Raw genomic sequence first — 26,994 nt, forward strand, 5'->3', positions numbered from 1 at the left:
TCCCATGATCCATCGTCGCCACGCACTGCGGGCCGCCGCCGCGCTGAGTCTTCTCGCCCTCGCTCCAGGACGCGTGCTCGCCGCCGAGCCGAGGACGCTGCGCATCGGCTACCAGAAATCCTCGACCCTGATCGCCCTGCTGAAGCAGGATGGCAGCCTCGAGAAGGCGCTGGAGCCCCTCAAGGTCGGGCTCACCTGGCACGAATTCACCAGCGGCCTGCCGGTGATGGAAGCGCTCAACGCAGGCCAGATCGACCTGTCGGCCGATGTGGCCGACACGGTGCCGATCTTCGCCCAGGCCGCCAATGCGCGGATCACCTATGTGGCGCAGGAGGCCGCCTCCCCCGCCGCGCAGGCCATCCTGGTGGGGGCCGATTCACCCATCAAGACGGTGGCGGACCTGAAGGGCCGCAAGGTCGCGGTGACGAAGGGCGCCGGCGCGCATTACCTCTTGCTCGCCGCCCTGAAGGCCGAAGGCCTTCCGTTCAAGGCGATCACGCCCGCCTACCTCACCCCGGCCGACGGGCGCACGGCGCTGGCCAGCGGCGGGGTCGAGGCCTGGGTCGCCTGGGACCCGTTCCTCTCGGCGGCCGAACTGCAGACGGGCGCCCGCGTCCTGAAGGACGGAACCGGCCTATCGCTCTACAAGCGCTACTACCTCGCCTCGGACGAGTACGCGGCCAAGCACGGCGACATCCTCGACATCGTCTTCGCCAAGCTGCGCGACACCGGAACCTGGGTGAAGGCCAACCCGGACGAATCCGCGAACCGCCTCGGCGCGCTGTGGAAGCTCGATCCCGCCATCGTCGCGAAGGCCAATGCCCGCCGCACCTACGCGGTGGAGCCGGTGACCCGGGACGGTCTGGCCGAGCAACAGACCATCGCGGATGCGTTCCGTGCCGAGGGCCTGCTGCCGCGCGCCGTCGATGCCTCGGCGCTCGGCATCTGGGCGCCGACCAAGTCCTGACCGGCGAATGAAAAATCCCGATGAGCCTGGCTCATCGGGATCGAAACGTCCCTCATCGCAGGAGGGGCGGGCTCACCACTTGTACGAGACGCTCGCGACGATCTTGCGCTGCGTGCCGTAGAAACAGGCTGTCGCGGACGAGCAGGACGAGACGAAGCGCTTGTCGCCGACATTGATCATGTTCACGGCGGCGCGCCATCCGGCGTAATCGTAATGCACCGCCGCGTCGAAGGTCACGTATTCGGGCACGACGAGGGTGTTGGCGACGTCCGCGTAGGACTGGCCGACATAGTTCACGCCGCCACCGAAGCCGAAGCCTTTGAAGGTGCCGACCGGGATGGTGTAATCGGCCCAGAGCGAGGCGAGGGTCTGCGGGATGCCCACCGGGACCTTGCCGAGATCGAGGTCCGTCCCCTCGATGGTGCGCAGACCGTAGAGCGTATAGGCGGCCGTGAGGTTCAGGCCTTCGGCGAGGGTCGCCGTGGCCGAGAGTTCGAAGCCGCGTGAGCGCACCGAACCGATCTGAAGATTGGTGAAGAGGCTGACCGGGTTCGGCGTCAGCGTGTTGTTGCGGACGAGATCGAAGGCCGCGAAGGTGAAGAGCGTGTTCCAGCCGACGGGCTGGAACTTGGCGCCGATCTCGACCTGTTCGCCCGTCTCCGACTTGAACGGCCGGTTTTGCGCGTCGGCGCCCGGCGTCGGATTGAAGGATGTCCCATAGGTCACGTAGGGCGCCAGCCCGTTATCGAGATTGTAGATGAGGCCGAGCCGGCCGGTGAAGGCACTTTCGCTGATCTGGGTCGATGTCCCGGCCGGGATCTTGCTGTCGATGTTGTTGTCGACGAAGTCCTGGCGACCGCCGATGAGGAAGGTCAGGCGTTCGGTGAGCGCGACTTGGTCCTGCGCATAGAGGCCGACCTGCTGGAGCTGCTGGTTCAGCACGCGATAGGGGGCGGGCGCCGCGGCGGCCTGGAAGTATCGCGGAGCGAGGATGTTCAGGGACGGGGCCGGGAAGGTCGAAGCCTGGTTGTCCGAGAAGCTGTAGCGCTTGTAGTCGAGGCCCATCAGCACGGTATGCCCGAACGTTCCATCGTTGAACCGGGCCTCGGCCTGATTGTCGACGGTAAAGATGCCGGCGCGGGGCGTCGTCAGGAAGCCGTAGCGGGCCAACTCCGTCTGGGCGGCATTGTTGTAGCCGTTGGCGACGTAGCGGGAATCCGAGACTTCCGTGAACGAGAACCGGAAGTTCTGGCGCACGGTCCAGACGTCGTCGACATGGTGCTCGAACTCGTAGCCGAGATTGGCCTGGTTACGGGTGTAGCGGTCCACCAGCGGATCGCTGGCGTTGAGCTTGCGGTCGATCCTGAGACCGGAAGCGTTGGTGCGCACGGTCCCGAAATACGGAAGGAACTGGCCGGCCCCGCCGGTCTCGTCGCGCTGGAAGCTCGTCAGCACCGTGAAGGTGGTGGCGCCGTCGGGTTTATAGGTGAAGCTCGGGGCGATGTAGTAGCGGTCCTCCGGCGCGAAATTCACCTGGGCGTCGCCGTTCTGGAAACGGCCGGTCAGGCGGTAGAACCAGTGGCCGGACTCATCCACCGGGCCGCCGAGATCGAAGGCGGCGTAGCGCTGGCTGAACGAGCCGCCGCCGAGTTCGAGGTAGCGCAGGGGCGTGAAGGTCGGCCGCTTCGAGACGATGTTGATGAGACCGCCCACGGGGCTGCCGCCGAAAAGGGTGGCGGCGGGGCCGCGCAGCAGCTCGATGCGTTCGGCGCCGAACGGGTCGATGCGGAAATTGGCGAAGCCGGTCTGGAACAGCTGGAGCCCATCCCGGAACAGGCCGGATTCCGTGGCCGAGAAGCCGCGGATCAGGAACCAGTCGAGGCGCGTGTCCGGGCCGAACTGGTTGGCGTAGATGCCCGGCGTGTAGCGCACGGCCTCGGACAGGGTCTGGGAGCCCTGTGCCTTGATCTGATCGGCGCTGACGACGCTGATCGATTGCGGCGTGCGGATGATCGGCGTGTCGGTCTTGGTGGCAGTGGCGCTGCGAGTGGCGACGTAGCCGTCCACCGGGCCACGGGCGGTCTCTGGCGCGCCGCGGCCATTCCCCCCTCCCGTGCCGTTCCCCGCGCCCGACCCTTCGACGCTCAACGTGTCGAGGGTCACGGCCCGTTCCTGTGCCGAACCGGCTCCCGTCAGGGCGAGCACCGTGATCGACACCCCGGCCGCGAGGACGGCGGAACGGGCGAATGGGGACGACGGCATGGACGGCCTGGCTCCGGATGACGGGCAGCAGAACGGGCTCGCGCAAGTGGCGAGACGTGGCCTGCAGTGTTCTTTAGAATTATGATAAACTACTGTAATACAACATGTATTCGCCCTTCCGCCGTAGCTTTCGGCTCGGTCGGTGGCAAGATACCGAACACTCTTCGTCGTTCGCCGTTGCTGCTTCGACACAGGCCGCGCAGGTTGTAATGCTTGTGCGCACTCAGCCTGCCGGAGATGTCACAGGCAGGAACGCTACGGGATCGGGGCGTGAGCCAGCGGATCGAAGCGGTGGAACCGGATGAGGGCCGGGGCCCGTTCTCGACGCGACGCTTTGCGTGGCGGAGTGCGGCCCGTCTCGGACGACGGCCGATGGACCCATCCCCGGGCGCGGTTGGCCGGGGATGGAGTGCGTGGTGGATGCCTTACTTCAGACGCGCGGCGGCCCAGGCGATGTGGTCGGCCATGAAGGTCGAGATGAAGTAGTACGAGTGGTCGTAGCCCTCACGCATGTTGAGGGTCAGCGGGATGCCGGCTGTCTTGCAAGCCTCTTCGAGCAGCCAGGGCCGCAGGCCGTCATCGAGGAAGCTGTCGGCCGTGCCCTGATCCACGAGGAACTCCGAAAAGCGCTTGCCGTCCTCGATCAGCGCGGTGGCGTCATGCGCGCGCCAGGCCGCCTCGTTGGTCCCGAGATACTTCTCGAAGGCGGGCTTCGACCATCCGGCCGTGGAGGGCTGGGCGATGGGCGCGAAGGCCGAGCAGGACCTGAAACGGTCGGGATAGGTGAGCGCGATGGTCAGCGCGCCGTGGCCGCCCATGGAGTGGCCGAAGATGCCCTGGCGGGACATGTCCGCCGGGAAGTTCTCGGCGATGAGGGCGGGGAGCTCCTCGGTGACGTAGCTCCACATCCGGTAATTGGTGGCGTAGGGCGCCTCGGTCGCGTCGACATAGAAGCCGGCGCCCGAGCCGAACTGCCAGTTGCCGGCCTCGTCGGGAATATCCGCGCCGCGCGGGCTGGTATCCGGCGCCACGATGATCACGCCATGCTCGGCGGCGGCGCGGCGGTACTCGCCCTTGTCCATGACGTTGGCATGGGTGCAGGTGAGGCCGGACAGGTACCAGAGCACCGGCACCGGGCCGTTCTCGGCCTGCGGCGGCACGAACACCGCGAAGGTCATGGGGCAGCCGGTGGTCTTGGCATCGTGCTTGTAGACGCCCTGCATGCCGCCATGGGCGCGGGCCTTCGAGATGGTTTCCATGCGGTGATCTCCTGATGGGCGATGGTCGGTGCGGGCTCTTCCCTCCCCCCTCTGCGGGGGAGGGTGGGCCTCGCGTCAGCGAGGGTCGGGAGAGGGGAGCGCCGTATCCGGAGAGGGGGCCCCTCTCCCGCCTGCTCCGCAGGCACCCTCCCCCGCGGAGGGGGGAGGGTCCAGGCGTTTCGTCTCGATGGGATCAGTAAACCACCACCGAGCGGATCGACTTGCCCTCGTGCATCAGGTCGAAACCGTGGTTGATGTCTTCGAGCGGCATGGTGTGGGTGATCAGGTCGTCGATGTTGATCTTGCCCTCCATGTACCAGTCGACGATCTTCGGCACGTCGGTGCGGCCGCGGGCGCCGCCGAAGGCCGAGCCCTTCCAGACGCGGCCGGTGACGAGCTGGAACGGACGGGTGGAGATCTCCTTGCCGGCCTCGGCCACGCCGATGACGATCGATTCGCCCCAGCCGCGATGGCAGCATTCCAGCGCCTGGCGCATGACGTGGACGTTGCCGGTGCAGTCGAACGAGAAGTCCGCGCCGCCATTCGTCGCGTCGAGGATCGCCGCGACGACGTGATCGTTGCCGACCTCCTTCGGGTTGATGAAGTGGGTCATGCCGAACTTGCGGGCCATCTCCTGCTTGTCCGGGTTGATGTCGACGCCGATGATCTTGTCGGCACCGACCATCCGGGCGGCCTGGAGAACGTTGAGGCCGATGCCGCCGAGGCCGAACACCACGACGTTCGCGCCGGGCCAGACCTTGGCGGTGTAGATCACCGCACCGATGCCGGTGGTGACGCCGCAGCCGATGTAGCAGATCTTGTCGAAGGGAGCGTCTTCGCGGATCTTGGCGAGCGCGATGGCCGGCAGGACCGTGAAGTTCGAGAAGGTCGAGCAGCCCATGTAGTGGAACAGGCTGTTCGAGCCGCCCGGGCTGCCGCCGGTGGAAACGCAGGAGAAGCGCGAGGTGCCGTCCGGCATCACGCCCTGGCCCTGCGTGGAGCGGATCGCGGTGCAGAGGTTGGTGCGCTGCGACAGACAGGACTTACAGCTGCGGCATTCCGGGGTGTAGAGTGGGATGACGTGGTCGCCGACCTTCAGGTCCGTGACCCCGGCGCCGAGCTCGCGGACGATGCCCGCGCCCTCGTGGCCGAGGATCGCCGGGAACTTGCCCTCGGAATCGAGGCCCGACAGGGTATAGGCATCGGTGTGGCAGATGCCGGTGGCCATCAACTCGATGAGGACTTCGCCGGCCTTGGGGCCTTCGATGTCGATGGTCTCGATGGTGAGGGGCTTCTTGGCCTCCCACGCGACCGCAGCGCGCGTCTTCATATCTCTATTCTCATGTCTGGACGATCACGGACGGTGTCGAACTGCCGACTCTTCGACTTCGCCTCATCCAGGGGAGGGCAAGCCGAACGGCCCGAAAATCTGTTTCGTGCAATGATGGTTCTGGAGACGAGATGCAACGCCCTCGGGCCGCGCGGGAGGTCGCGTCGCCCCTGTGTTGTCGCGGAAGCATACCCGCCGGCGCCTCAGCGATAGCCGGCGGCCTGCAGTTCGAACAATTCGGCGTAGCGCCCGCCTCTCGCCTGGAGTTCCTCGTGCGTTCCCGCCTCGATGACCTTGCCCCCGTCGAGGACGAGGATGCGGTCGGCCATGCGCACGGTGGAAAAGCGGTGCGAGATCAGCACGCAGCTGCGGCCACGGCTGAGATCGCGAAAGCGCTGGAACACCTCGAACTCGGCGCGGGCGTCGAGGGCGGCGGTGGGCTCGTCGAGGATCAGGATCTCGGCCTCGCGCATATAGGCCCGGCTGAGCGCGATCTTCTGCCATTGGCCGCCCGAGAGGTCGACACCGTCGGCGAAGCGCTTGCCGAGCGGCTGGTCGTAGCCCAGCGGCAGGCGTTCGATCACGCCGTCGGCGAGGCTGCGCCCGGCGGCGCGGGCGATGCGGGCGGCGTCCTCACGCTCCTCGATGCGCCCGACGGCGACGTTCTCCGCGGCGGTGAAATCGAAGCGCACGAAATCCTGGAAGATCACGCCGATTCGGGCGCGCAGGTCGTCGAGGTCGTAATCGGAGAGCGGCCGGCCATCGAGCAGCACGCGGCCCTCGGTGGGGTCGTAGAGCCGGGTCAGGAGCTTGACGATCGTGGTCTTGCCGGCCCCGTTCTCGCCCACCAGGGCCAGCACTTCCCCGGCGGCGAGGCGGAAGCTCAAGGACCGGACCGCCCAGGTTTCGGTGCCGGGATAGCGGAACCCGACCTCCTCGAAGACGATGCCCTCGGTGATCGGCTGCGGGAACGGCACGGGCCGCTCCGGCGAGCGGATCAGCGGCACCACCTCGAAGAACGAGAACAGGTCTTCGAGATACTGCGCCTGCGAGGAGATCTGCGAGAAGCCGAGCAGCAGGCCCTCGATCAGGCTGCGCAGGCGCTGGAACGAACCGGCGAGGAAGGCGAGGTCGCCGATGGAGAAGGCGCCCGCCACCGTGCGCCAGACGATGGTGGCATAGGCCGCGTAATAGGCGAGCGTGCCCAAGGCTGCGAAGAGTCCGCCCCAGCCGGCCCGCCGGATGGCGAGGGAGCGGTTGTCGTCCAGGAGCTTGGCGGCCACGATCCGGTAGCGTTCGGCGATATAGGCGTTGAGGCCGAAGAGCTTGACCTCCTTGGCCGATTCCACGCTGGCCCCGAGATAGCGCAGATAGTCGATCTGCCGCCGCTCGGGGGTGCGGGTCCAGGCGAGGCGATAGCCCTGCCGGTTGAAGTAGAGCTCGTTCAGGAAGGCCGGGACGAGCGAGCCGGCGAGCAGCAGGATCAGCCAGGGAGCGTAGGCAGCCAGACCGATCCCGAAGGCGACGAGCGTGATGAGGTCCTGCCCCTGCCCGAAGAGCTGGAACAGCAGGTTGGAGCGCCCGGTCACCTGCCGGCGGGCGCGTTCGAGCCGATCCTGCTGGGCGCTGTCCTCGAATTGCTCGAGGTCGAGGGCGGCGGCGTGGCGCATCAGCCGCAGGGTGGCGGCATTGGCGTAGCGGTCCGCGACCAGCCCATCGGTGAGGGTGCTCAGCCGCCCGAGCAGATCGGACAGGATGGCGAGGCCGAGCTCCACCGCCACGAGACCGGCCAATCGGGCGAGGGCCGGGTCCGCCATCCAGCCGGCGATGCCAGTTCCGGCGGGATGGGGACGGGCATGTTCGGCGACGATGGCGTCGAGGATGAGCTTGCCGAGATAGAGCATCAGCACCGGCAGGCTCGCCCGCGCGAGACGCAGAGCGATGCTCGCCATCAGCAGGCGCGGGCTCGCGGCATAGACGAGGCGAAACAGCGCCGGCAGGTAGCGCAGGGCGCCCACGCGCTCGACGACGAACCGGTTCAGCAAGGGGGCGAGGGAGGCGGTGGACATCGCGGCGGACCATGACGGGAGCGACCGCGCCCGTCGATGCGTCGTAGGGTGCACGATAAGCTTCCCACGCGGTGTCGGCGCGACGGCCTGAGGCGACCGGCGGGCTCAGTCGATCCGCTTCATTGTGCACACGCCTGAGGACATCGGGCATGACGGCAAGACTTTGCTTTGTGTCCCATGTTAGAATCTCGCCTGCATTGTGCGCGTGAGGCGGGTTGGATGCTCAGCGGTTCGACTCTTCTACGGGTGGTGGTGCTCTTCGTCGCGGCGGCGGCGCTGGCGGGTCTGGTCCAGGCCTTCTGGCCGCAGGGTGCCGACGCTCCGCCCCCCGCGCCGACGGTGCAGCGCACCGAGCCGACCAAGGCCAGCCCACCGAGAACCGTAGCGACTGCGCCGCAACCTCGCGCGGAACCGGCACCCGCCGCCCCGCAGGAAGCCCCACCAGCCTCCGTCCTGCCACCCTCGCCGATCCGGCCGCTGCCCCGGCAGTCCGCACCGGCCGGCTCGCCGGAAGGAACGGGGAATTCCACACTGAACCCGCCCCCCCTCCCCTATGGCGGCCCCGTGGCGCCCCTGGCCGAGAGCCCTCCGCTGAACGCGACCCCGTCGGAAACGCAGCAGGCCATCGACAATGCGGGGCCGGCGGCGGTCTCCGTGGTGGATCTCAACACCGCCTCGGTGGCGGAACTCAACGGCCTCAAGGGTGGCGGCATGATCGGCCGCGCCATCACCCAGCGCAGGCCCTACGCCTCGGTGGATCAGCTTCTCTCGAAACGCGTCCTCAGCCGGTCGACCTATGAGCGGATCAAGAACCAGGTGACCGTGCGTTGAGCGATGGAGGCCGGCTTCGTGCTGGCATCGAACGCCGCCGCTCCGTAAGATCGGCGAAACGACGGTGGGTTGCAGCCGTGCGACCCGCCGGAGGGACAACAAGGTGTCGGGGCCGGATGGGTGAGGTGCGTGCCATGGCGGCTCGGCGAGGGACAGCCCGGTTCACCGGCATTGCGCGGACCGTTTTCGCAAAGCCCGCTCCGCCATCCACGGGACAAAGCCGCATCCCACGCGCCCGATGCACCGGAAACGCTTGAAAGGACCCGATATGTTGACACAGCCCAGCAACATCACCCTGCGCGACGATCTCGGGGTGACGGAGACCTCCGAGACCGACAATGTGGTGCGGTGGGATGGCGAGCGGCTCTATGTCGAGCACGACATTTATCACAACGGCCAGCTCGTTCATAAGAAGTACCGCAAGAACGTCACCGAGCCCGTGGCGAGAGCGCTCCAGGCGCTGATCAATCGCGCCAAGCAATAGGCGAGCAAGCAATAGGCGCGACGGCATCAGGCCCCCCGTCGCAGGAGACCGCCGCGCCACGGGCGGGATCGGCCCTGCCGGGGCCGGTGATGGGGCCACCGATCTCGGTCGCCGCACCGCGTCACATCCCGCGACCGGCCGGGCGCGAGGTGTGACTTGCGGCAGACAGCGAGCCTTACCTCAGTAGCGGGCCGTCACGCTGGCGAGGACGGTGAGCGGTGCGCCGGGGAGATTGTTGAACTGATTGAAGGGCTGCTCGATGTAGCGGCGATCCGTGAGGTTGCGGCCGTTCACGGCGAAACGCCATGTCGGGTCGATCTCGTAGAACAATGTCGCGTCGAGGCGTGCATAGGCGCCGACCTTGTAACTGTTGGTGATGTCGCCGAAGCGCTCGCCCACATAGGTGACGCCGCCGCCGAAGCCCCAGCCCCGCATCGGGCCGCTCTGGAACTGGTAGGTCGACCACAGGCTGGTGCTGAAGGTTGGGGCAGCCGGGAGCCGGTTGCCGATGGCGATCGTCGTATCCTGCGTCACCTTCGCATCGAGATAGCCGATACCGCCGATGATCCTCCATCCGGGCAGGATCTCGCCCGCAATGTCGGCCTCGACGCCCTGCGAACGCTGCTCGCCGGTGATGATGGAGAAGCCGGTATTGATTGGGTCGGCCGCGGCGACGTTCGCCCGAACGATCCGGAAGGCGGCGGCGCTCAGGGTGAGGCGATCAGGGATAAGATCGACACGCGTGCCGATTTCGACCTGCTCGCCGGTCTCCGGCGCCGGCGTCAGGCCACCGATGACGTTGGCGGTCTGTGGGGTGAAAGAGGTCGTGTAGCTTCCATAGACGGTGAGCGGCTCGATCGGCCGCCAGACCAGGCCGACGCGCGGCGAGGTTCCGGTGACGTCCTGAGTCGGAGGCACGGTGTTGTTGGTCAGGGTGCGCTGGAAATACAGCTGGTTGGCCGTATCCACACGGACGCCGAGGACGAGTTGCAGCCCCTGGGCCAGCTCGATCTGGTCCTGCATGTAGGTGCCGACCATGAACAGGTTCTGCCGCAGGTCGCTCTGGAGGGCGAGCGTTCCGATCTGCGGGATCGAACCCCGGATCGGGTTGAGGAAGGAAACCGCGCTTGCTGTCCCCTGCTGCGTATAGGGATGACGGTAGCCGTCGACGATTTCGACGCCGAACAGGGCCGTGTGGCGGAAGCCGAACAGGTCGAAACGGGCGACGGCCTCCGTCTGGCTGTCGATCGAGTTGTAGATGGACTCGACCTCGGAGAGACGCCGCGTCAGCGACGCCCCGTTCGCGCTCACCCCGGTGGCGCGGGTGGCCAACACATCGAACTGGCCCCATTGACCGTTGATCACCTGCCGCAGGGTCAGGCTTTCGTTGACGTCATGCTCGGCCCGCAGGGTGATGGAGTTCGATTCTCCGTAATACCGGGACCATGACTCGCCGTAGTAACGGCGGATATTGTCCAGCGGCACCCGGCCCTGGAAAGCCGTGAGACCTTCGTCATACTGGCTGTGCTGGCGCGAGAACTCGGCATTCAGAGAGATTCGCGTCGATGCATCGGGCGTCCACAGCAGGGACGGCGCGAAGAAATGGCGCGAATTGGAAGGGCCACCGAAATCCCGGAAGGTGGGGTCGTCCTGCGTGGCGAAGCTGAAGCGGGCGGCGAGCCCTTCCGTCCCGGGAACGGCCCCCGTCACCGAGCCTTGAAGCCGCCGGAATGCGTAAGACCCGCCCTGCAGGGTGAGGTCTGCGGAGGGCGTGAGCATGGGCTGGCGCGTCACGATGTTGATCAGGCCACCGGGATCGCCCCTGCCATAGAGAACGGAGGTGGGGCCCTTGAGCACTTCCACGCGCTCGACATTGGCGAGGTCGCGCTGTGTCGGTTGGAAGGTGTTAGCCGGGTTCAGCAGCACGCCGTCGATCGCGTAGGTCTGCGTGTTGAAGCCGCGCAGCACATAGGTGTCGGACCGGCCCTGGATGGTGCCGGCGGGCTGGACATTGCTCACATTGGTGAGCGCATCGGTCAGGCGGACGTCCTGCTGGTCGATGAGCACGTCACGGGGCACGACCTGGACCGATTGCGGAGAGTCGCGCAGGGCGGTGTCCGTCCGGGTCGAGGTCGCGGAACGGCTCGCCCGGTAGCCGGTGACGGGGCCGTTCGCCCGTTCGCCACTGCCGATCACCGACAATTCCGACAACACCACCGCCTGCTCGGCCGGGAGCACCTGGGCTCGCGCACCGGAGAACGGCACGACACCGATCGCCAGGATGGTCGTCATCTTCAAGACGACGAGCGGGCGCAGCACTGTGCTGCAATATAATTCTTCTTTTAGCTTATTCATGATGTCGTCGTCTCAAGTCTCGGCATGTCTTGGCCGGCATCGAGATCTGTAGAAGGACAAAGCTGTTCGCTACAAGCACGCCTCATCCATCATGAGTTGGCGTAATCAAGTTCTTAAACACCTGTTGTAATTCCACTACTATCTGGAAAAGCTCCAAACTATTTCTTATCGACAAATTAAAGACGTTAATTGTAGTATATAAGTAAATATTTTTCTGAAAAACGGTACCAAGCGCGACGCCCTCTGCCTAGCGAAGACTTCCATGACCGACAATGTCGTACGTTGAAAGGACGCGTGGGCCGATAAGGAACACGACATTCGGCACAACGGTCGGCTCGGTGATGGAAAGTGCCGCCGGAACGTCACCGAGGGTGGCGAAAGCACTCCGGGCACCGATCGATCGTGCCGAGTAAGAGCGGACATCGAACGCAGACCTTCGATCACCGGCCCGGCGGACAGGCGCATCCCTGCGTCGCGATCGTGGCCGCTCGCAGCGAGGATTTGGTAAGGCCGATTCCGGTCATCCCTGGACGAGGGTCCCCTTCTGCACGATTGTGGGATGGCTCGCGTTCTGGTCGTCCGCGATGCTCCGTATGATGTCGCTCGCAGCGTGATGCAGCGGAGGTTCCCGGCGATGGTCCTGTCTCGATGCGTCGCCGTCTTCGCGGCGCTGTTCGCCGCCCTGCTGATCTCCGTTCCGGCGACCGCGCAGCAGGCCGAGACGCGCATCGCCCTCGTGGTCGGCAACGGCGCCTATGAGGGGGCGCCCATCGCCACCGCCGCCAACGATGCCGGCCTCATCGCGCAGACGCTGCAGGCGGCGGGGTTCGACGTGGTGGGGGCGCGCGACCTCGACGAGGATGCCCTGCGCAAAGCCCTGCGCGACTTCCTCGACAAGGCGGCGGCGACGGGGCCGGACACGGTGGCCTTCGTCTATCTCGCCGGATACGGCCTACAGCTCGAGGGCGAGACCTTCTTCGCCCCGGTGGATGCCCGCATTGCCACCGCCGTCGACGTCCCCGTCGCGGCCCTGCGCATGTCGGACTACATCAAGCGCCTCTCCACCGTGCCGTTGAAGGCCCGGTTCGTGGTGCTCGACGCGGCCCGCGCCAACCCGTTCGTGAAGACGGGCGAACCGCTCGCCGGCGGTCTCGCCCTGGTAGAGGCCGAACCCGGTAGCCTCATCGCCTACAACGCGGCGCCCGGCACCGTGGCGCCGGGCGAGACGGGGGCCTATGGCGCCTATGCGCAGGCCCTGGTGGAGATGATCCGCGAGGGCGGCCTCCAGCCGGCGGTGCTCTTCGACCGGGTGCGCCTGCGGGTGAACGAGACCACCAAGGGCGCGGCCATGCCCTGGGACGACGCCCGGATCGAGGCACCGTTCGTGTTCTTCGAGCGCAATGTCGACGCGCCCGCCCAGGCGCAGCCCGAGCCGATCGCGTCCCTCCGCGACCGCCCATTAGGCGACATCGGCGCGCGGGACGCCTATTCGGTGGCGGTCGAGCGCGACACGCTGCAGGGGTACCAGGATTTTCTCGGGGCCTATCCCGACGACCCGATGGCCAAGCGCGTGCGCGCCATCCTGGCCGCCCGGCGCGAGGCGACGACCTGGCGTCGCGCCCTGTCGTCCGGCACGCAGGACGCCTACTGGTCCTACCTCTCGCGCTACCCGCGCGGACCGCACGCGGCGGATGCGCGCCGCCGCCTCGCCCGTCTCTCCGCCCCGCCGCGTCCGTCCGAAGCCTTCACCGCACTCGCCTTCGACCTGCCCCCGCCGCCGCCGGAGGAAGAGAGCTATTTCGACCGGCAGGTCGTCGCCTTCGACGACCCGGCCTATGCCCTGCCCCCGCCGCCCCCCGGCGTGCTGGCACCCCGTCCGGCCTATATCGTCGACATCGCGCCCCCGCCGCCCGAGGACGAGCTGTTCGCGCTCCCCGTCCCCCTCTTCGAGCCGGTCCCGGCCCATGTCAGCGCGCCCGCCTACATCGTCGCGCCGCCGGACAACGTCATCTACCGGAACATCCACAACACGGTGGTGATCAACGAGATCAACCGGCGCGTCATCGAGCGGCCGCGCGGACCTTCGGCGGCGGCCCTCATCGGCGGTGCCGCCGGTCTCGGAGCGGCGGCACTCGCCGCCCGAGTGGCGCTGCCGCCCTCCCTGTTGCACCGCACCGGCCGTCACGACGCCGGTGACAACGCCGACGGCCCTCGCCGCGACCGCCCCGGCCTGCAGCCGGGCGCCCGCGACGAAAGACCGAACGATCCCCGCATCGGCCGCCCGCTCCCCGCATTGAGCACCCCAGATCCGCGCGCCGCACGGCCGGCCCCGAAGGCTTTGCCCGAGCCGAGGCCGGTCGCGAACACGCGCCCGTCCGGCGACGTCGGCGGACCGCCCGACCGCGTGCGCCCGGGGGACGGCAAGACCGGGCCGGACCGGAAGGCCGCCATCGACCGTCGTGCCCCGCCCGATGCGGTGAACCCCGCCGGCCCCGGAGCCGGGCGCGGCAACGCCGATCCCGCCGACCGCGCCGCCTTGCGCCGGGAACGGATCGAGCGCCGGGAGGCGGCCCGCGCCGCCGCCAATGCCGAACGACCGCAGCTGCGTCCCGCCCTCGACCAGCCGCTCGTCGACCGCGCCCGCGAGGGGCGTCCGGGGCACGATAGAGTGGCCCGGTCGGGTTTCGAGCCGAACGGCCCAGAGCGCGTCAGACGGGAGCCGGCCAACCCCAATCGCGAAGTGCCCGGCCAGCCGCCGCGACGCGGCCCGGATTCCGATGCCCTGCAACGCCAGCAGCAGAGGCTTCAGATCCAGGAGGCCCGCCAGCAACAGCGCATGCAGATGGAGCAGCAGCAACAGGCCCAGCGCCAGCAGATGCACCAGCAACAACAGATGATGCAGCGTCAGCAGATGCAGGCCCAGCAACAACAGCAACAAGCCGCCCAGCGGCAACAGATGATGCAGCAGCAACAGCAACAGCAGGCGGCCCAGCGCCAGCAGAGGCAGGCTCCGCCATCGGGCGGGAACCCGAACTGTCATCCGGGCCGGCCCTGTCGCTGAGGCGGGTTATCCCGGGAACGGGAAGATAAGCCCGGACCTCGTGTCGGTCCTCGCTGAGATCGACTTGCATCCATCGGCGCTGATCCCGACCGATGGTCGTCCTCAGCGCGTTCGGCGGAATCCCGCCGCGCCTGAGGTCAGTCGAGGTCTTTCGAGAATGCGCGTGCGAGCCGCTCGACCGTGGCATCGTCGACTCCGTCGGCGACGAAGTCGGCACGCCAGGAGCGCATGCGGATGGCGAGGGTGGCGACGATGTCTCGGGCCTCGTCCCGCGAGAGGTCGAAATCCTCGACCCGCGTCAGGCAGTTGCCGGTGGTCGGGTAGCTCCCGGATCGACCGACGCCGATGGCCTGCTGGGGATCCATATCCGGTTGGGGGACCACGTCGAAGGCCCGGGACAACCGCCACCCGTCGCCGCATCGGAAGAAGGCGTGGTTCTTGAGGTGATCGTCCCGGTTGCCGCACAGGACATTGAACACCATGCGGCGGAACAGTTCATGGCGGTCGGACACGTGACGCACCCCGTGCCGGAGGAGAAACATGGCGAGGTCGGGGTAGGAACCGGAATCGGAGGTTTCTTCCAATCCGAGCGCAGTCAATCCGCTCATGTAGTGGCATGTCGGGTGGTAGGGGGCCGCATCGCGGTCAAAGCGCTTCACCAGGACGACCTTGCGAGGCCCGACGGCGAGAACCCGAGTTTCGGCGGCGTCGATCCCGCAACGGGATGCCAGACGCATCGTCGCGTGCTCCGCGCTGCATTGGTCGTAGGTGTCGTCCCGCCTTTGGAACTTGGCGATCCATAAGGTCCCCTCGTACTCGATGACGGCTTTCGGTCGGGCGCCCCCCATGCTCATGCCCGCCGTCCAGAGGTGGGCCGCCAGCCCTTCGACCGCCTCGCCTCGTTCGAGACGCTCGAACCCGTCCGCGATGCCGTCGAGATCGGCCGTGGCCGCGTAGCCCGGACGCGGTGACGGGGGAGCCGGGGTTTCGGAGAAGGCGAGGCAGCCGACGCGCTCATCCCCGGGGGCGAGCAACCAGTCAGACGGCATCATCGGGGGAGAATCGTGAGGCCGACGATGTTCGACGAGCCGTCGCCCCCAACGGTCCGGAGTGGCATCCGCCAGGACGCCCGGAAGTCGGCCACGGATGGTGCTCCTGAATGGCCCCGGCTGAAGCGGCAAGCGTTCCGGGTCCAGGGCGAAAGCCCGGCCATGACTGTTCTTCAGCCAGGACCCGACATAGGCGAATTCGCCATAGGACCGACCGGCCGCCGGCATGACGAGCCGGTAGCGGCCGACGAGGTCCGTGGCCCCGTCCTCGCGGCGGACATGGACATAGATGTCAGAGGTCATCGAGGTTCACGTCGCGCGGGCGACGCGCACGGCTGGGAAGGCGGCTGGTCTCGATGGAAGCGGCGAGGTGGTCGTTCTCGGGGCTGACCGCGCGCCGCACGGCCGGGAACAGGCCGAGAGTCCAGACGGCCCTGGCGAAGACGCCGAGCGAAACCGAAGGATCGCCTTTCTCGAGCTTGCGCAAGGTCGGGAGGGAGACCCCCACGCGGGACGCGAGGTCGGATGCGGGCTGACGTCGGCGCAACCGCGCGGCCCTGATGGCCTGCCCGATCTCGCGAAGACCCTCCGAAACCTCGAAGGGCGCATGTGCCGAGCGTTCGTTCGTCATGCCGCCATCCTTGCATCTCAGGCAGCTTAGATGAAAGTATGTTTTCTATTCTGGGTCGGTTTTCCTGCCGAAGGGGGGATCTGGGGTCTCTCTCGACGGGGAACGAACCGGTATAGGTTCATGCCGTCAAACAAGGGCGGGGAGACGGCCGGTCAAGTTCGGAACGGTGGCATCGGCTGCGGCAACGTCCGCAGGTCGCCGGGCTGGCTCGGGTCGATCTCACCGACGAGGGCCGGCTTCATGTCATAGAGACCGGAAATGGCTTCAAGGGCGGCGATCGCGTCCTGATTGACGCCCCAGCGCGTCACTGTCGCCACGAGGGCGCGTGTCGTCATCAGCGTCACGGGGAACTCCACGTCGAGGAAGAGGGTCGCGACCTTCCGATCTTCGTAGAGCACGACCGCCGAACTCGCCTCGGTCGGCTGCCAATGCGCCACGAACTCGCGCAGAGCCTGCTCGCCGGAATCGCGCAGGGCTGACTTGCGCAAGGCATCCCCCGCTGGAGTCCGCGGCCGGGCGCGCAGGGCCGCGACACCGATGCCGACCACGGTCTCGACCCGGAGCGCGGCTTCGCCGAGGCCATCGATCCAGGCGGCGATCTCGGCAGCAAAGGACTTGGAGAGGTCACCGACCACCTCTTCCTCGACCCGGTCCACCAGTACGATCCGCCGGTTGAGACCGCGCAGCGTATCGAGGATGCCCGCTGCGGCGAGCCGGATCAGAGGCCCCGCATCGGCCACGACGATGAGCTTCCGGTCCGAGGGGGCGATCATGGCGACACCGTCCAAGTGGTGGTGCCGTCCTTGTTGTCCTTCACGGTGACGCCCATGGCGGCGAGGGCGTCGCGGGCGCGGTCAGAGGCGGGCCAGTCCTTGGCGGCGCGGGCGGCGCGGCGGGCCTCGATCGCGGCCTCAACGGCCGCCACGTCGACGCCGGCAGCGGCGATGGCTTTATCCTCCCGCGCGGATTTCGTGCCTGCGAGCAGGCCGAGCAGGCCCGCACCGGCCTTCAGCGTCGCCGGGTCGTCGAGGCGGTGCAGCTCGGCGAGGGCGGCGGCGGTGTTGAGGTCGTCGAGGAGTGGCTCCACCACCGAGGCCGGCGCCTCGGGTCCGGCGGTCACGTCGCCGACGATGCCGTACCAGCGGTCGATCATCTTCGCCGCCTCCTCCAGCCCGCGCACGGTCCAGTCGATGGGCTGGCGGTAATGCGTCTTCAGCATGGCGAGGCGCACGACCTCCCCGGGCCAATCCTTCAGCACTTCGCGCAGGGTGACGAAGTTGCCCAGCGATTTGGACATCTTCTGCCCCTCCACCTGGAGGAAGCCGTTATGGAGCCAGACATGGGCCATCACGTCCGTCGAAAAGCAGCAGCGCGACTGGGCCACCTCGTTCTCGTGATGGGGGAAGATCAGGTCGAGACCGCCGGCATGGATGTCGAAGGTCTTGCCCAGATGCTTCCACGACATGGCCGAGCACTCGATGTGCCAGCCCGGCCGCCCCGGCTCGGCGATGCCGGCCGGCGAGGGCCATGACGGCTCGCCGGGCTTCGAGGGCTTCCACAGGACGAAATCCAGGGGCGAGCGCTTGTAGGGGGCGACCTCGACCCGCGCGCCGGATTCCATCTCGTCGAGGGGCCGCTTCGAGAGCGCGCCGTAATCGGGCATCGAAGGCACGTCGAACAGCACATGGCCTTCCGCCACATAGGCATGACCCGATGCCACCAGCCCTTCGATGATCGTGTGCATCTCGGTGATGTGGTCGGTGGCGCGGGGCTCGATGAAGCGCGGGCGCTCGCCCGGAACGTTCACATCCTCGGCCATCAGCACGCCGAGGTCGCGGATATCGCCGTGAAAGGCGGCGAGGGTCCCGTCGGTGAGTTCGCGGATGGTGATGCCGCGCTCGGCCGCGCGGGCGTTGATCTTGTCGTCTACGTCCGTGACGTTGCGGGCATAGGTGACATGCGCCTCGCCGTAGAGATGGCGCAGCAGCCGGAACAGCAGGTCGAAGACGATGATCGGCCGGGCATTGCCGATATGGGCCGCGTCGTAGACCGTCGGCCCGCAGGCATACATCCGCACATGCGTCGGATCGATCGGCGCGAACGGCGCCTTCTCGCGGGTCAGGGTGTTGTAGAGCCGCAACATCGGCGCCATGAAACCGTCTTTCGTAACCCTGGAACGCGACCGTGCCGCCACCTGTGGAGGCCGCCCGTCCCCATGCCCTAAATCCCGAGAACCGATCAACTTTTACGATTCGCGAGGCACGTGCCCCCGAAACGAGGTGATCGGACGGGCCGGATGCCAAGCTCCCTGCGTGTTGCACGGAGGCGACGGACCCTGCCGAGCAACTGGGCTACCCCAAAACGGTGATGAATTCGAGAACGACGCCGGGAGAGGTTCGGTCAAGGTCGCGACGATCCGGAAAGGATTTGTTTACCGACGAGGCTGAGATTTTCCCAAACGCGAATCCTCCCATTCGGTGAATCCAGCCTTTCGCGGATCCCGTCATCAAGGTCTTGCCCATGCGACGCTCGGCTGCCGGTCTCGGCGCTCTCTGCGCCTTTGCGCTCATTTCCTCCGCTGCCCTGGCCGTCGATGACGGCGAGAAGCCGGCCCGCGTGCCCGGTCAGGTGGAGAAGACGTTCCTGATTCCCGCCGGCGAGGGTTACGGCGTCGGTGAATGCCTGGTGGCGGGCAGCGGCTCCTGCGGACAGGTCGTGGCCGATGCCTGGTGCGAGGCGCAAGGCTTCGCCGTCGCCGGCTCCTTCGGCGTGGCCGCTCCCGAGGACTATACCGGCACCATCGATCAGCCGCCCGCGCCGAAGCCCGTCGAGCCGCCGATCCGCATCACCTGCAAGGACTGATCGGCAAGGACTGATCCGCAAGGATCGATCCCGCTCGTTCGAGGCGGCCCGGCCCGATGCCGGCGCCGCCTCCGGAGCCGGATCAGCTCTTGAAGAAATCGCCGCAGCGGGGCGGCGCGTCGGTGGTGCCCCAGGGCATCAGCGGCACCGCCGTGGTGGAGTTCTTGGGCGAACCCTGGATCACCTTGTCGGAATAGACCATGTAGATCAGCGTATTACGCTTCGTGTCACAGCCGCGGACGATCTGCATCGACTTGAAGATCAGCGACCGTCGCTCGCTGAAGACCACCTCGCCCTGTTTCAGCTTGTCCTTCGGGTTCTTGAACGCCACCGGCCCGACCTGCCGGCAGGCGAGGGAGATGTCGGAGACGTCCTCCGCGAGGCCGAGCGTGCCCTTGATGCCGCCCTTCTCGGGTTGCGTGTACCAGCAGGCGATGCCGGAGACCTCCGGGTCGTCGATGCCGTAGACCACCAACTTGTCGTTGGGGGTGAGCGGACGCCACACCGTGGACTTGTCGAAGATCCGGTCCGTATCGTCGGCGCGGGCCACCGCTCCGCCCATCGCCAGCCCGGCCAACCCCACAGCCACCGCCCTGCTTGTGAGACTCCGAAGACACATCATCACACCATTCCCCTCAAGTTTGTCGATGGGCATGTGGGAACACTGTCCCGCTCTCGCGAGGGCGGTTAGACAACCTTTGCTAAAGCGCTCTTCCGTACCCTGTCCGAGGGACGGAACCGCCCAGCTTCACACCCGTTCCTGACAGGTCATGCCGCTGATCCCTCCACAGATCCGCAAGCTCGTCGCAACGTTCGGCGCCGCCATGGCCGCCATCACGTTCGGGACAGCCGTGCAGGCACAGGCTCCCAACGCCCAGTGCCAGCGATACCGCTACGAGCTCGCCAATCTCAGCGACGGCGCCAACACCGCCCGCGCCCTGCAGAACGAGATCGGCCGGTTGGAGGCGTATTACCGGACGCTGAGCTGCGAGGGCGGCAAGTTCCTGTTCTTCGATTCGCGCCCCCCGCAATGCGGCGCGGTGGAGCAGCGCATCCGAGCGCTCCAGGCCGGGTACGGCGCGGAGAACGGCGAAGTCACCGCCGCCCGGCGGCGTCAACTCACGGCGGCCATTGCATCCTCCTGCGCCGAGACCGGGCAGAAGGTCGTGGACGGCCCCGCGGGCGAGCAGCGCGGACGGGGCGGGGCGCAGGTCGTCTGTGTCCGGACCTGCGACGGCGCCTACTTCCCGATGAACAATCTGCCCGATGGTCGCGAAGGGGCCAACGAACTGTGCCAGGCTCTCTGCCCCGGCACAGAGGCAGTGGCCTATTCGATGCCTCATGGCGATGACGGCCTGAAACAGGCCGCGTCGATCAAGGGCAGCCGTGCCTATGTCTCCCTCGCCAACGCGTTCAAGTTCCAGAAGAGCTTCACGCCCGATTGTTCGTGCAAGAAGGCGAACCAGACCTGGGCTCAGTCCCTGGTGAAGGCCGAGAGCATGCTCGTCCGGCACAAGGGCGACATCTTCGTGACGCCGATGCAGGCGGAGGCCATGTCGCGGCCGAAGGTACGCGTCACCCTCGCGGGCCGCGCGGACAAGACCGTGGCCGCCATCGCCGCCGATGCGGCGACCCGGAACGGGGCCATCCTGTCCGAATCCGGCTCGGTTCGCGACGGAGCCACGGCTCAGACGCCCCCCCCTAGCGGCGAAGAGCGCGCCAATATCCGCATTATCGCGCCGAACATGATCGCGACGCCGGCTCGGTCGATAGCGCCCTAGAGGCCATCGCCGAAACGCCGAACCAACGAGGGAGCATTCCCCCATGGGGGCGCCGATCGCGCATAGCGTCATGGGCGCAACTCGCTGACGGTGAACGGTTTTCCCTGCCTGCCACAACTTTGAGGCCGCGCAGGGCGGCAGAGTACGGGCGAATGATCCGGGAATGAATTTGGAACCATCCCGGCTCCATTCGGTTCCGATGGCCACATCAACCTTTGTGAGTGACCATCCATGCGGAACCTCCGCCTGCTCTTTCTGACCGGCACCATGCTGCCGGCCCTGATCCTATCGGGCCCCCTTTCGGCCAGCCCCGACAATGGTGGGCCGGGCGTGATGCTGCTCGCGCAGGCAGGTCCCGGAGCCGAGCGCGGTGATCCGCGCGGAGGCGGCGATGCTCCCCGTGGCGGCGCGGCCCGGCCCGAGAGAGCCGAGCGTCCCGAGCGGGCGGAGCGGCCTGAGAAAGTGGAGCGGCCCGAGCGCACCGAACGTCCTGAGAGGGCCGAACGTCCCGAGCGCGCCGAACGTCCTGAGAGGGCGGAACGTCCCGAGCCGCGCCAGGAGAAGCCCCCTGCCCGCGAGGAGCGTGCCCCGGCCGAGCGGCCCGCGCGCCCTGAGCGTCCCGAGAAGCCCGACCGTGCGCCGGCCGAACGGCCGACCCCTCCTGCCGCGCGCGAGCGCGATGCGGACCCGGCCCCGGCCCGTCCGGCGCCCAAGGAGGCTCCGACTCCCCGCGAGCGTGCCCCCGCCACTCCCGAGCGCGACGCGACACCCGATCGTCCCGCCCGCCCGGACCGTCCTGCCCGGAACGAGAAACCCGATACGGGCGCCAAACCCGAGCGCGGCGACAAGCCGGAGCGCGCCGAGAGGCCCGACCGGGAGAACCGGCCGGAGCGTGGAGACAAGCCGGACCGGAATGAAAGGCCGGACCGGAACGAGAAGCCCGAGCCAGGCCGCCGCACCGGACCGGACAAGACGCCGGATGCCAAGACGCCTGACACCAAGGCGCCGGATGCCAGGACTCCTGACACCAAGGCGCCGGACGCGAAGCCTGCTCCGAATGCCCGTCCCGGGGTTCCGGGAAAGCCGTTCGTCCCGCCGGGTCAGGCGCAGGACAAGAACGACCGTGACGACAGGCGCGGGGACGACAAGCGGGGCCCTGACGATCGGCGTGGCTCCGATGACAAGCGTGGCTCCGACGACCGGCGCGGCCCGGATGACCGGCGCGGCACGTCGGACGACAACCGGCCCGGCACGCCCAACCGTCCCGGAAATACCGACCGCACCCCGGCAGCGGGCGATTCCGATCGGCGCAGCGAGATCGAGCGCCGCGACCGTGAACGCCGCGAAGCGTTCGAGCGCAAGGACGAGCGGGATCGCCGTGACGTCTTCAACCGTCCAGGCCGGCCCGGCTATGTCGAGGGCGGGTTCCGCGGCAACGATGTCCGCAGCTACGACGAAGTCCGCCGTGACCGGCGCGAGTTCAACGAGGGCGGCCGGACCTATATCCGCGAGCCGGGCCGCATCATCGTGCGGGACCGCGACAATTACTTCATCCGTCACGACGAGAACGAGCGCTTCCGGTACCTCGACCGCGGTGCCTACCGCAGCGAGCGCCGCGGCGGCGACACGATCACCTATCTCGACCGTCCGGGCGGCATTCAGATCGTCACCGTGGTGGACGATGACGGCCGCCTCGTGCGCCGTTCGCGCCGCTTCCGCGACGGCCGCGAGGTCGTGATCATCGACAACGGCTTCGGCGGTCCCCAGCGTCCGATCTACGAGGATGTCGTCGACCTGCCGCCGCCGGACATCCGCATCCCCCGCGAGCGCTACGTGGTGAATTACGAGGGCGCCGACGAGCGGCAGGTCTACGAGGCCCTGTCCGCCCCGCCGGTGGTGGCGGTGGACCGCCGCTACACGCTCGATCAGGTGCGCTACAGCCCGCAGCTGCGGGCACGGATGCGCAGCGTCGACATCGATACGATCACCTTCGATACCGGATCGTTCGACGTCACACCCGATCAGGCCTCGCGGCTCGGCAACATTGCGGCGGCGATCAACCAGGCGGTGAAGGCCAACCCGCAGGAAGTGTTCCTCATCGAGGGTTACACCGATGCGGTGGGCAGCGAGGTCGACAACCTGTCGCTCTCGGATCGTCGCGCCCAGTCGGTAGCGACGGTACTCAGCCAGAACTTCCAGGTGCCGCCGGAGAACCTGACCACCCAGGGCTATGGCGAGCAATCTCTGAAGGTGAACACCCAGGACGCTTCGCGGGAGAACCGTCGGGTCACGGTGCGCCGCATCACCCCGCTGATCCAGCAGCAGGGCGAGGCTGCGGACGCTCCGCCCAAGTAAGTCGGCTTAGCTGCATTGTCGTGACGTCACGGGCCGCATGTCTCGAAAGAGGGGTGCGGCCCGCGCCGTTCCGTGCTTCTCCAACACTCCCGCGAGCGCGCGACATCGAGGAGACCGGCGATCATGGCCGAGGAGAGCGACCGCCTGATCACGGCGGGAACGCCGATCTTTCGTCGGACCACCCTCGCTCTGTTCGCCGCAGGCTTCTCCACCTTCGCCGTGCTCTACGGCGTCCAGCCGCTGATGCCGGTCTTCGCCGATGAGTTTCACGTCTCCCCGGCCGAGAGCAGCCTGTCGCTGTCGCTCCCCTGCGCGATGCTGGCCCTGGCGCTCCTCGTGGTCAGCCCGCTCTCCGAAGTGTGGGGGCGCAAACCCATCATGGTCGCCTCCCTCTTCGCGTCGGCGATCCTGACCCTCATCGCCGTGGTCGTGCCGAGCTGGCATGGCTTCCTGGCATTGCGCGCGCTCACCGGGCTGGCGGCGAGCGGCCTGCCGGCCGTCGCCATGGCCTATCTCAGCGAGGAGATGGATGCCCGCGCCATCGGCCTGTCCATGGGGCTCCTCATCGGCGGCAACGCGATGGGCGGCATGGTCGGGCGGCTGATCGCCGGCATCATGACCGATCATCTGTCCTGGCGCGTGGGTCTCGGGACCATCGGAATCCTGGCGCTCATCGCCGCCATCCTGTTCTGGCGCGGTTTGCCGCCGTCGCGGCGCTTCCTCGCCAACCGGATGCGCTGGCGCCAGGTGCCGGGCACGTTCGGCCAGCATTTCCGCGATCCGGGCCTGCCCTGGCTCTTCGCGGAGGCGTTCCTGCTCATGGGCGGCTTCGTCAGCGTCTACAATTACATCGGCTTCCGCCTGCTCGATCCGCCCTACAACCTGAGCCAGTCGGCCATCGGCGCGATTTTCGTGGTCTATCTCGCCGGCACGTTCAGTTCGGCGGTGACCGGAGAGATCGCCAGCCGGCTCGGACGCCGCCGGGTCTTGTGGCTCGCCATCCTGCTCGGGATCGTCGGTATTCTGCTGACCCTGTCGGAGCACCTTCCCGTCATCATCGCCGGCATCGTCGTCGTGACGGTGAGCTTCTTCGGCGCCCATTCGGTGGCGAGTTCCTGGATCGGGCGACGCGCCCTGCGCGACCGGGCGCAGGCCTCCTCGGTCTACCTGTCCCTATATTATCTGGGCTCGTCGGTGCTCGGGACGGCGGGAGGCTGGTTCTTCGATCATGCGGGGTGGACGGGGGTCGTCGCCTTCTTCGGCGGGCTTTACGGGCTCGCGCTGGCCATCGCGCTCCGTCTTTCGCGCCTGCCGCCCCTCGTCCCGGCCACATCCTCCAGCCACGACCGTTGACCCGCCCGCCGCGACGGCCCATCTAGGCGATCGTCGTCGCTCACCGGAGCGACAGGCGAGCAATCGCCGCCGACAGGGCAACAGGCGAGCGATCGCCGACAACTGAGGAAGTCCGGCTCGCTTGGTCCAAGCGGCTCCGGCTTACGGAACCGAACGTGTTCGAGCTCGCCGTCGCTGTCGCTCTGATCGCCCTCAACGGGGCCTTCGCGCTGTCCGAACTCGCCGTCGTCTCGTCGCGGAAGTCGCGGCTGCGGATGATGGTGGAGGCCCGCCGGCCCGGCGCCCAGGCCGCCCTCACCCTCGCCGAGAATCCGGGGCGCTTCCTTTCCGCCGTCCAGATCGGCATCACCCTCGTCGGCATCCTGTCGGGTGCCGTGTCCGGCGCGGCCCTGGGCGAGCGCCTCACGGAAATCCTATTCGAGGCGGGCCTGTCGAAACCCGTGGCCGATCCTCTCGGATACGGGATCGTCATCGCCATCATCACCTACCTCTCGGTGATCATCGGCGAATTGGTGCCCAAGCACGTGGCCCTGCGCGATCCTGAAGGCATCGCCTGTTTCGTCGCGCGCCCGATGCGTCTCATCTCGCGGATCGCGCTTCCGGCGGTCTGGCTCCTCGACGCCTCCACGCGCGCGGTGTTCCGGCTGTTCGGCCAGGAAGCCTCCAGCGCCAGCGCGGTGACCGAAGAGGAGATTCGCACCATCGTCGCGGAGGCCGAGACGGCGGGCGTGATCGAGACCGACGAGCGCAAGATGATCGCCGGCGTGCTGCGCCTCGGCGACCGCGCCGTGCGGGGCGTCATGACCCCGCGCACCGACGTCCACTGGATCGACCTCGACAAGGCGCCGGAGGAGATCCGCGCCATGCTGGTCTCGAGCCCGCATTCGCGCATCCCGGTCGGCGAGGGCAACCCGGACAACATGCTCGGCGTCGTGCAGGTGCGCGAACTGGTCAAAGCGCTCATCGAGAACGAGCGGTTCGACCTGCGCGCCTATATCCGCAGCGCCCCCGTCCTGCCCGATACGCTCGACGCCCTCGACGCACTCACGGCCCTTCAGGCGGCGGAGGTGCCGATGGCCCTGGTCCATGACGAATACGGCCATTTCGACGGGCTCGTGACGCCGGCCGACATCCTCGACGCCATCGCGGGCGCATTCCATTCCGAGGATTCGGAACCCGAGGCGGTGCAGCGCCAGGACGGGTCCTGGCTCATCGCCGGCTGGATGCCGGTGGACGAGATGGCCGACCAGCTCGGCATCAAGCTCGAATCGAGCCGCGACTACGAGACCGCTGCCGGCCTCGTCATCGCCAAGCTGCAGCGCCTGCCGGAGACGGGCGAGACCTGCGACATCGCGGGATGGCGCTTCGAAGTGGTGGATCTCGACGGTCGCCGCGTGGACAAGATCCTGGTGTCGCGGATCGCCTGACCTCCAGGGCGGGGCCCCTCCCCCAAAGCCGCGGGCGCGCTCAGGCGTAGCGCTTGGCCCCCGCCACGCAGAGGACGACGAGGCCGGTCACGGCCAGCATGCTCGGGGCGACGGGCTCGTGGAGCAGCAATCCCGCGAGAGCCAGGCCGAAGAACGGCTGCAGCAACTGCAGCTGCCCGACGCCGGCGATGCCGCCCAAAGCGAGCCCGCGATACCAGAACACGAACCCCACCAGCATGCTGAAGACCGAGACGTAGGCGAGGCCGATCCAGGCCGGCAGGCCGATATCGCTCCATGCCGAGGGCAGGCTCATCAGGGCGATGGCGGCCATGACCGGCAACGACAGGACCAGGGCCCAGGAGATGACCTGCCACCCGCCGAGGCGACGCGACAGGGTAGCGCCCTCCGCGTAGCCGAGGCCGCAGAGTACGATCGCGGCGACCATCAGGAGGTCGCCGGTGAGCGAGCCGCCCCCGCTTTGGAACAGCGCGAAGCCCGCCACCGTGAGACCGCCGATGCCGGAGAAGAACCAGAAGGCTGGGCTCGGACGCTCACCGCCCCGGATCACGCCGAAGATGGCGGTGGCGAGCGGCAGGAGGCCAATGAACACGATGGAATGCGCAGAGGTGATGTGCTGGAGCGCCAGCGCCGTCAGGAGGGGAAAACCGACGACGACGCCAAGGGCGACGATGATGAGCGGAACGAAGTCGCCGATTGCGGGACGGCGCTGACGCAGGGCGAGAAGCATCGTCGCGCCGAGCAGGGCCGCGATCACCGCCCGCGCCGAGGTCAGGAAGAGCGGCGTGAACCCGTCGACCGCCACCCGCGTCGCCGGCAGCGAGGCGCTGAAGATGATGACGCCCACGAGGCCGTTGCCCCACCCCGCCGCATTCCGCTGCATCGCGTCGTCTCGTCCCG

General features: G+C 67.7%; 20 protein-coding genes. 9 read left to right on the forward strand and 11 right to left on the reverse strand.

Annotated elements, in window-relative coordinates:
* Positions 1-4 precede the first annotated feature (4 nt).
* Positions 5-967, forward strand: a complete 963-nt coding sequence (locus ACYQR9_RS01200; protein ID WP_056434594.1) for an aliphatic sulfonate ABC transporter substrate-binding protein — start codon at positions 5-7, stop codon at positions 965-967.
* Positions 968-1,039: 72 nt separating this feature from the next.
* Here the strand turns inward: ACYQR9_RS01200 and ACYQR9_RS01205 are convergent, their stop codons facing one another.
* The 4 genes from ACYQR9_RS01205 to ACYQR9_RS01220 form a co-directional block, all read right to left on the reverse strand.
* Positions 1,040-3,229: a TonB-dependent siderophore receptor gene (locus ACYQR9_RS01205; protein WP_461228417.1), complete on the reverse strand. Its 2,190-nt coding sequence runs from the start codon at positions 3,227-3,229 to the stop codon at positions 1,040-1,042.
* 425 nt (positions 3,230-3,654) lie between these two features.
* Positions 3,655-4,488: an S-formylglutathione hydrolase gene (gene fghA, locus ACYQR9_RS01210; RefSeq protein WP_461228418.1), complete on the reverse strand. Its 834-nt coding sequence runs from the start codon at positions 4,486-4,488 to the stop codon at positions 3,655-3,657.
* 193 nt (positions 4,489-4,681) lie between these two features.
* A complete protein-coding gene (locus ACYQR9_RS01215) occupies positions 4,682-5,818 on the reverse strand; it encodes an S-(hydroxymethyl)glutathione dehydrogenase/class III alcohol dehydrogenase (protein WP_461228419.1) in 1,137 nt (378 codons plus the stop codon).
* A 203-nt stretch (positions 5,819-6,021) separates the two neighbouring features.
* Complete coding sequence (locus tag ACYQR9_RS01220) at positions 6,022-7,887, reverse strand: ABC transporter ATP-binding protein (RefSeq protein WP_461222311.1); 1,866 nt, start codon at positions 7,885-7,887, stop codon at positions 6,022-6,024.
* A gap of 219 nt (positions 7,888-8,106) precedes the next feature.
* Here ACYQR9_RS01220 and ACYQR9_RS01225 point away from each other — a divergent pair, with 219 nt between their 5' ends.
* Both ACYQR9_RS01225 and ACYQR9_RS01230 read left to right on the forward strand, forming a co-directional pair.
* Positions 8,107-8,718 carry a ComEA family DNA-binding protein gene (locus ACYQR9_RS01225; RefSeq protein WP_056434609.1) on the forward strand — a complete coding sequence of 204 codons (612 nt, stop codon included), beginning with the start codon at positions 8,107-8,109 and terminating at the stop codon, positions 8,716-8,718.
* 268 nt (positions 8,719-8,986) lie between these two features.
* Positions 8,987-9,202, forward strand: coding sequence for a hypothetical protein (locus tag ACYQR9_RS01230; RefSeq protein WP_018041891.1), 216 nt, complete (start codon positions 8,987-8,989; stop codon positions 9,200-9,202).
* 180 nt (positions 9,203-9,382) lie between these two features.
* On the opposite strand, the gene ACYQR9_RS01235 is transcribed toward ACYQR9_RS01230, so the two are convergent.
* Positions 9,383-11,494, reverse strand: a complete 2,112-nt coding sequence (locus ACYQR9_RS01235; protein WP_461229700.1) for a TonB-dependent siderophore receptor — start codon at positions 11,492-11,494, stop codon at positions 9,383-9,385.
* 697 nt (positions 11,495-12,191) lie between these two features.
* On the opposite strand from ACYQR9_RS01235, the gene ACYQR9_RS01240 reads away from it, so the two are divergent.
* Positions 12,192-14,618, forward strand: a complete 2,427-nt coding sequence (locus ACYQR9_RS01240) for a caspase family protein (RefSeq protein ID WP_461228420.1) — start codon at positions 12,192-12,194, stop codon at positions 14,616-14,618.
* Positions 14,619-14,755: 137 nt separating this feature from the next.
* Here the strand turns inward: ACYQR9_RS01240 and ACYQR9_RS01245 are convergent, their stop codons facing one another.
* From ACYQR9_RS01245 to cysS, 4 genes are all read right to left on the reverse strand, one after another.
* Positions 14,756-15,970 (reverse strand): type II toxin-antitoxin system HipA family toxin, encoded by a 1,215-nt coding sequence (locus tag ACYQR9_RS01245; RefSeq protein WP_461228421.1) that lies wholly within the window; start codon positions 15,968-15,970, stop codon positions 14,756-14,758.
* Positions 15,960-16,298 (reverse strand): helix-turn-helix domain-containing protein, encoded by a 339-nt coding sequence (locus ACYQR9_RS01250; RefSeq protein ID WP_027170965.1) that lies wholly within the window; start codon positions 16,296-16,298, stop codon positions 15,960-15,962. Before ACYQR9_RS01250 ends, ACYQR9_RS01245 begins: the two co-directional genes overlap by 11 nt.
* A 152-nt stretch (positions 16,299-16,450) precedes the next feature.
* A complete protein-coding gene (locus ACYQR9_RS01255) occupies positions 16,451-17,071 on the reverse strand; it encodes a hypothetical protein (protein ID WP_461228422.1) in 621 nt (206 codons plus the stop codon).
* A complete protein-coding gene (gene cysS / locus ACYQR9_RS01260; RefSeq protein ID WP_461228423.1) occupies positions 17,068-18,450 on the reverse strand; it encodes a cysteine--tRNA ligase in 1,383 nt (460 codons plus the stop codon). The genes ACYQR9_RS01255 and cysS overlap by 4 nt, the downstream gene beginning before the upstream one ends.
* 368 nt (positions 18,451-18,818) lie before the next feature.
* Between cysS and ACYQR9_RS01265 the strand changes: the two genes are divergently transcribed.
* Positions 18,819-19,160 (forward strand): hypothetical protein, encoded by a 342-nt coding sequence (locus ACYQR9_RS01265; RefSeq protein ID WP_056434739.1) that lies wholly within the window; start codon positions 18,819-18,821, stop codon positions 19,158-19,160.
* Positions 19,161-19,242: 82 nt separating this feature from the next.
* Here the strand turns inward: ACYQR9_RS01265 and ACYQR9_RS01270 are convergent, their stop codons facing one another.
* Entirely contained in the window at positions 19,243-19,722 is a 480-nt protein-coding gene (locus tag ACYQR9_RS01270) for a CreA family protein (RefSeq protein ID WP_461229701.1), read from the reverse strand.
* 208 nt (positions 19,723-19,930) lie between these two features.
* On the opposite strand from ACYQR9_RS01270, the gene ACYQR9_RS01275 reads away from it, so the two are divergent.
* From ACYQR9_RS01275 to ACYQR9_RS01290, 4 genes are all read left to right on the forward strand, one after another.
* Positions 19,931-20,941, forward strand: coding sequence for a DUF2865 domain-containing protein (locus ACYQR9_RS01275; RefSeq protein ID WP_461228424.1), 1,011 nt, complete (start codon positions 19,931-19,933; stop codon positions 20,939-20,941).
* 231 nt (positions 20,942-21,172) lie between these two features.
* Positions 21,173-23,296, forward strand: coding sequence for an OmpA family protein (locus ACYQR9_RS01280; protein WP_461228425.1), 2,124 nt, complete (start codon positions 21,173-21,175; stop codon positions 23,294-23,296).
* Positions 23,297-23,419: 123 nt separating this feature from the next.
* Positions 23,420-24,649, forward strand: coding sequence for an MFS transporter (locus tag ACYQR9_RS01285; protein ID WP_461228426.1), 1,230 nt, complete (start codon positions 23,420-23,422; stop codon positions 24,647-24,649).
* A gap of 155 nt (positions 24,650-24,804) precedes the next feature.
* Positions 24,805-26,076 (forward strand): hemolysin family protein, encoded by a 1,272-nt coding sequence (locus tag ACYQR9_RS01290; protein ID WP_461228427.1) that lies wholly within the window; start codon positions 24,805-24,807, stop codon positions 26,074-26,076.
* A 40-nt stretch (positions 26,077-26,116) separates the two neighbouring features.
* Here ACYQR9_RS01290 and ACYQR9_RS01295 read toward each other — a convergent pair whose 3' ends face one another.
* Positions 26,117-26,977: a DMT family transporter gene (locus tag ACYQR9_RS01295; RefSeq protein WP_461228428.1), complete on the reverse strand. Its 861-nt coding sequence runs from the start codon at positions 26,975-26,977 to the stop codon at positions 26,117-26,119.
* Positions 26,978-26,994 lie beyond the last annotated feature (17 nt).

This window comes from Methylobacterium sp. CM6241 (assembly GCF_054817845.1).

What these genes read in the sequence shown, in the direction of transcription:
- ACYQR9_RS01200 (WP_056434594.1), top strand. Translation starts at nt 5, where the DNA reads ATGATCCATCGTCGCCACGCACTGCGGGCCGCCGCCGCGCTGAGTCTT.
- ACYQR9_RS01205 (WP_461228417.1), bottom strand. Translation starts at nt 3,229, where the DNA reads ATGCCGTCGTCCCCATTCGCCCGTTCCGCCGTCCTCGCGGCCGGGGTG.
- fghA (WP_461228418.1), bottom strand. Translation starts at nt 4,488, where the DNA reads ATGGAAACCATCTCGAAGGCCCGCGCCCATGGCGGCATGCAGGGCGTC.
- ACYQR9_RS01215 (WP_461228419.1), bottom strand. Translation starts at nt 5,818, where the DNA reads ATGAAGACGCGCGCTGCGGTCGCGTGGGAGGCCAAGAAGCCCCTCACC.
- ACYQR9_RS01220 (WP_461222311.1), bottom strand. Translation starts at nt 7,887, where the DNA reads ATGTCCACCGCCTCCCTCGCCCCCTTGCTGAACCGGTTCGTCGTCGAG.
- ACYQR9_RS01225 (WP_056434609.1), top strand. Translation starts at nt 8,107, where the DNA reads ATGCTCAGCGGTTCGACTCTTCTACGGGTGGTGGTGCTCTTCGTCGCG.
- ACYQR9_RS01230 (WP_018041891.1), top strand. Translation starts at nt 8,987, where the DNA reads ATGTTGACACAGCCCAGCAACATCACCCTGCGCGACGATCTCGGGGTG.
- ACYQR9_RS01235 (WP_461229700.1), bottom strand. Translation starts at nt 11,494, where the DNA reads ATGACGACCATCCTGGCGATCGGTGTCGTGCCGTTCTCCGGTGCGCGA.
- ACYQR9_RS01240 (WP_461228420.1), top strand. Translation starts at nt 12,192, where the DNA reads ATGGTCCTGTCTCGATGCGTCGCCGTCTTCGCGGCGCTGTTCGCCGCC.
- ACYQR9_RS01245 (WP_461228421.1), bottom strand. Translation starts at nt 15,970, where the DNA reads ATGACCTCTGACATCTATGTCCATGTCCGCCGCGAGGACGGGGCCACG.
- ACYQR9_RS01250 (WP_027170965.1), bottom strand. Translation starts at nt 16,298, where the DNA reads ATGACGAACGAACGCTCGGCACATGCGCCCTTCGAGGTTTCGGAGGGT.
- ACYQR9_RS01255 (WP_461228422.1), bottom strand. Translation starts at nt 17,071, where the DNA reads ATGATCGCCCCCTCGGACCGGAAGCTCATCGTCGTGGCCGATGCGGGG.
- cysS (WP_461228423.1), bottom strand. Translation starts at nt 18,450, where the DNA reads ATGGCGCCGATGTTGCGGCTCTACAACACCCTGACCCGCGAGAAGGCG.
- ACYQR9_RS01265 (WP_056434739.1), top strand. Translation starts at nt 18,819, where the DNA reads ATGCGACGCTCGGCTGCCGGTCTCGGCGCTCTCTGCGCCTTTGCGCTC.
- ACYQR9_RS01270 (WP_461229701.1), bottom strand. Translation starts at nt 19,722, where the DNA reads ATGGGCGGAGCGGTGGCCCGCGCCGACGATACGGACCGGATCTTCGAC.
- ACYQR9_RS01275 (WP_461228424.1), top strand. Translation starts at nt 19,931, where the DNA reads ATGCCGCTGATCCCTCCACAGATCCGCAAGCTCGTCGCAACGTTCGGC.
- ACYQR9_RS01280 (WP_461228425.1), top strand. Translation starts at nt 21,173, where the DNA reads ATGCGGAACCTCCGCCTGCTCTTTCTGACCGGCACCATGCTGCCGGCC.
- ACYQR9_RS01285 (WP_461228426.1), top strand. Translation starts at nt 23,420, where the DNA reads ATGGCCGAGGAGAGCGACCGCCTGATCACGGCGGGAACGCCGATCTTT.
- ACYQR9_RS01295 (WP_461228428.1), bottom strand. Translation starts at nt 26,977, where the DNA reads ATGCAGCGGAATGCGGCGGGGTGGGGCAACGGCCTCGTGGGCGTCATC.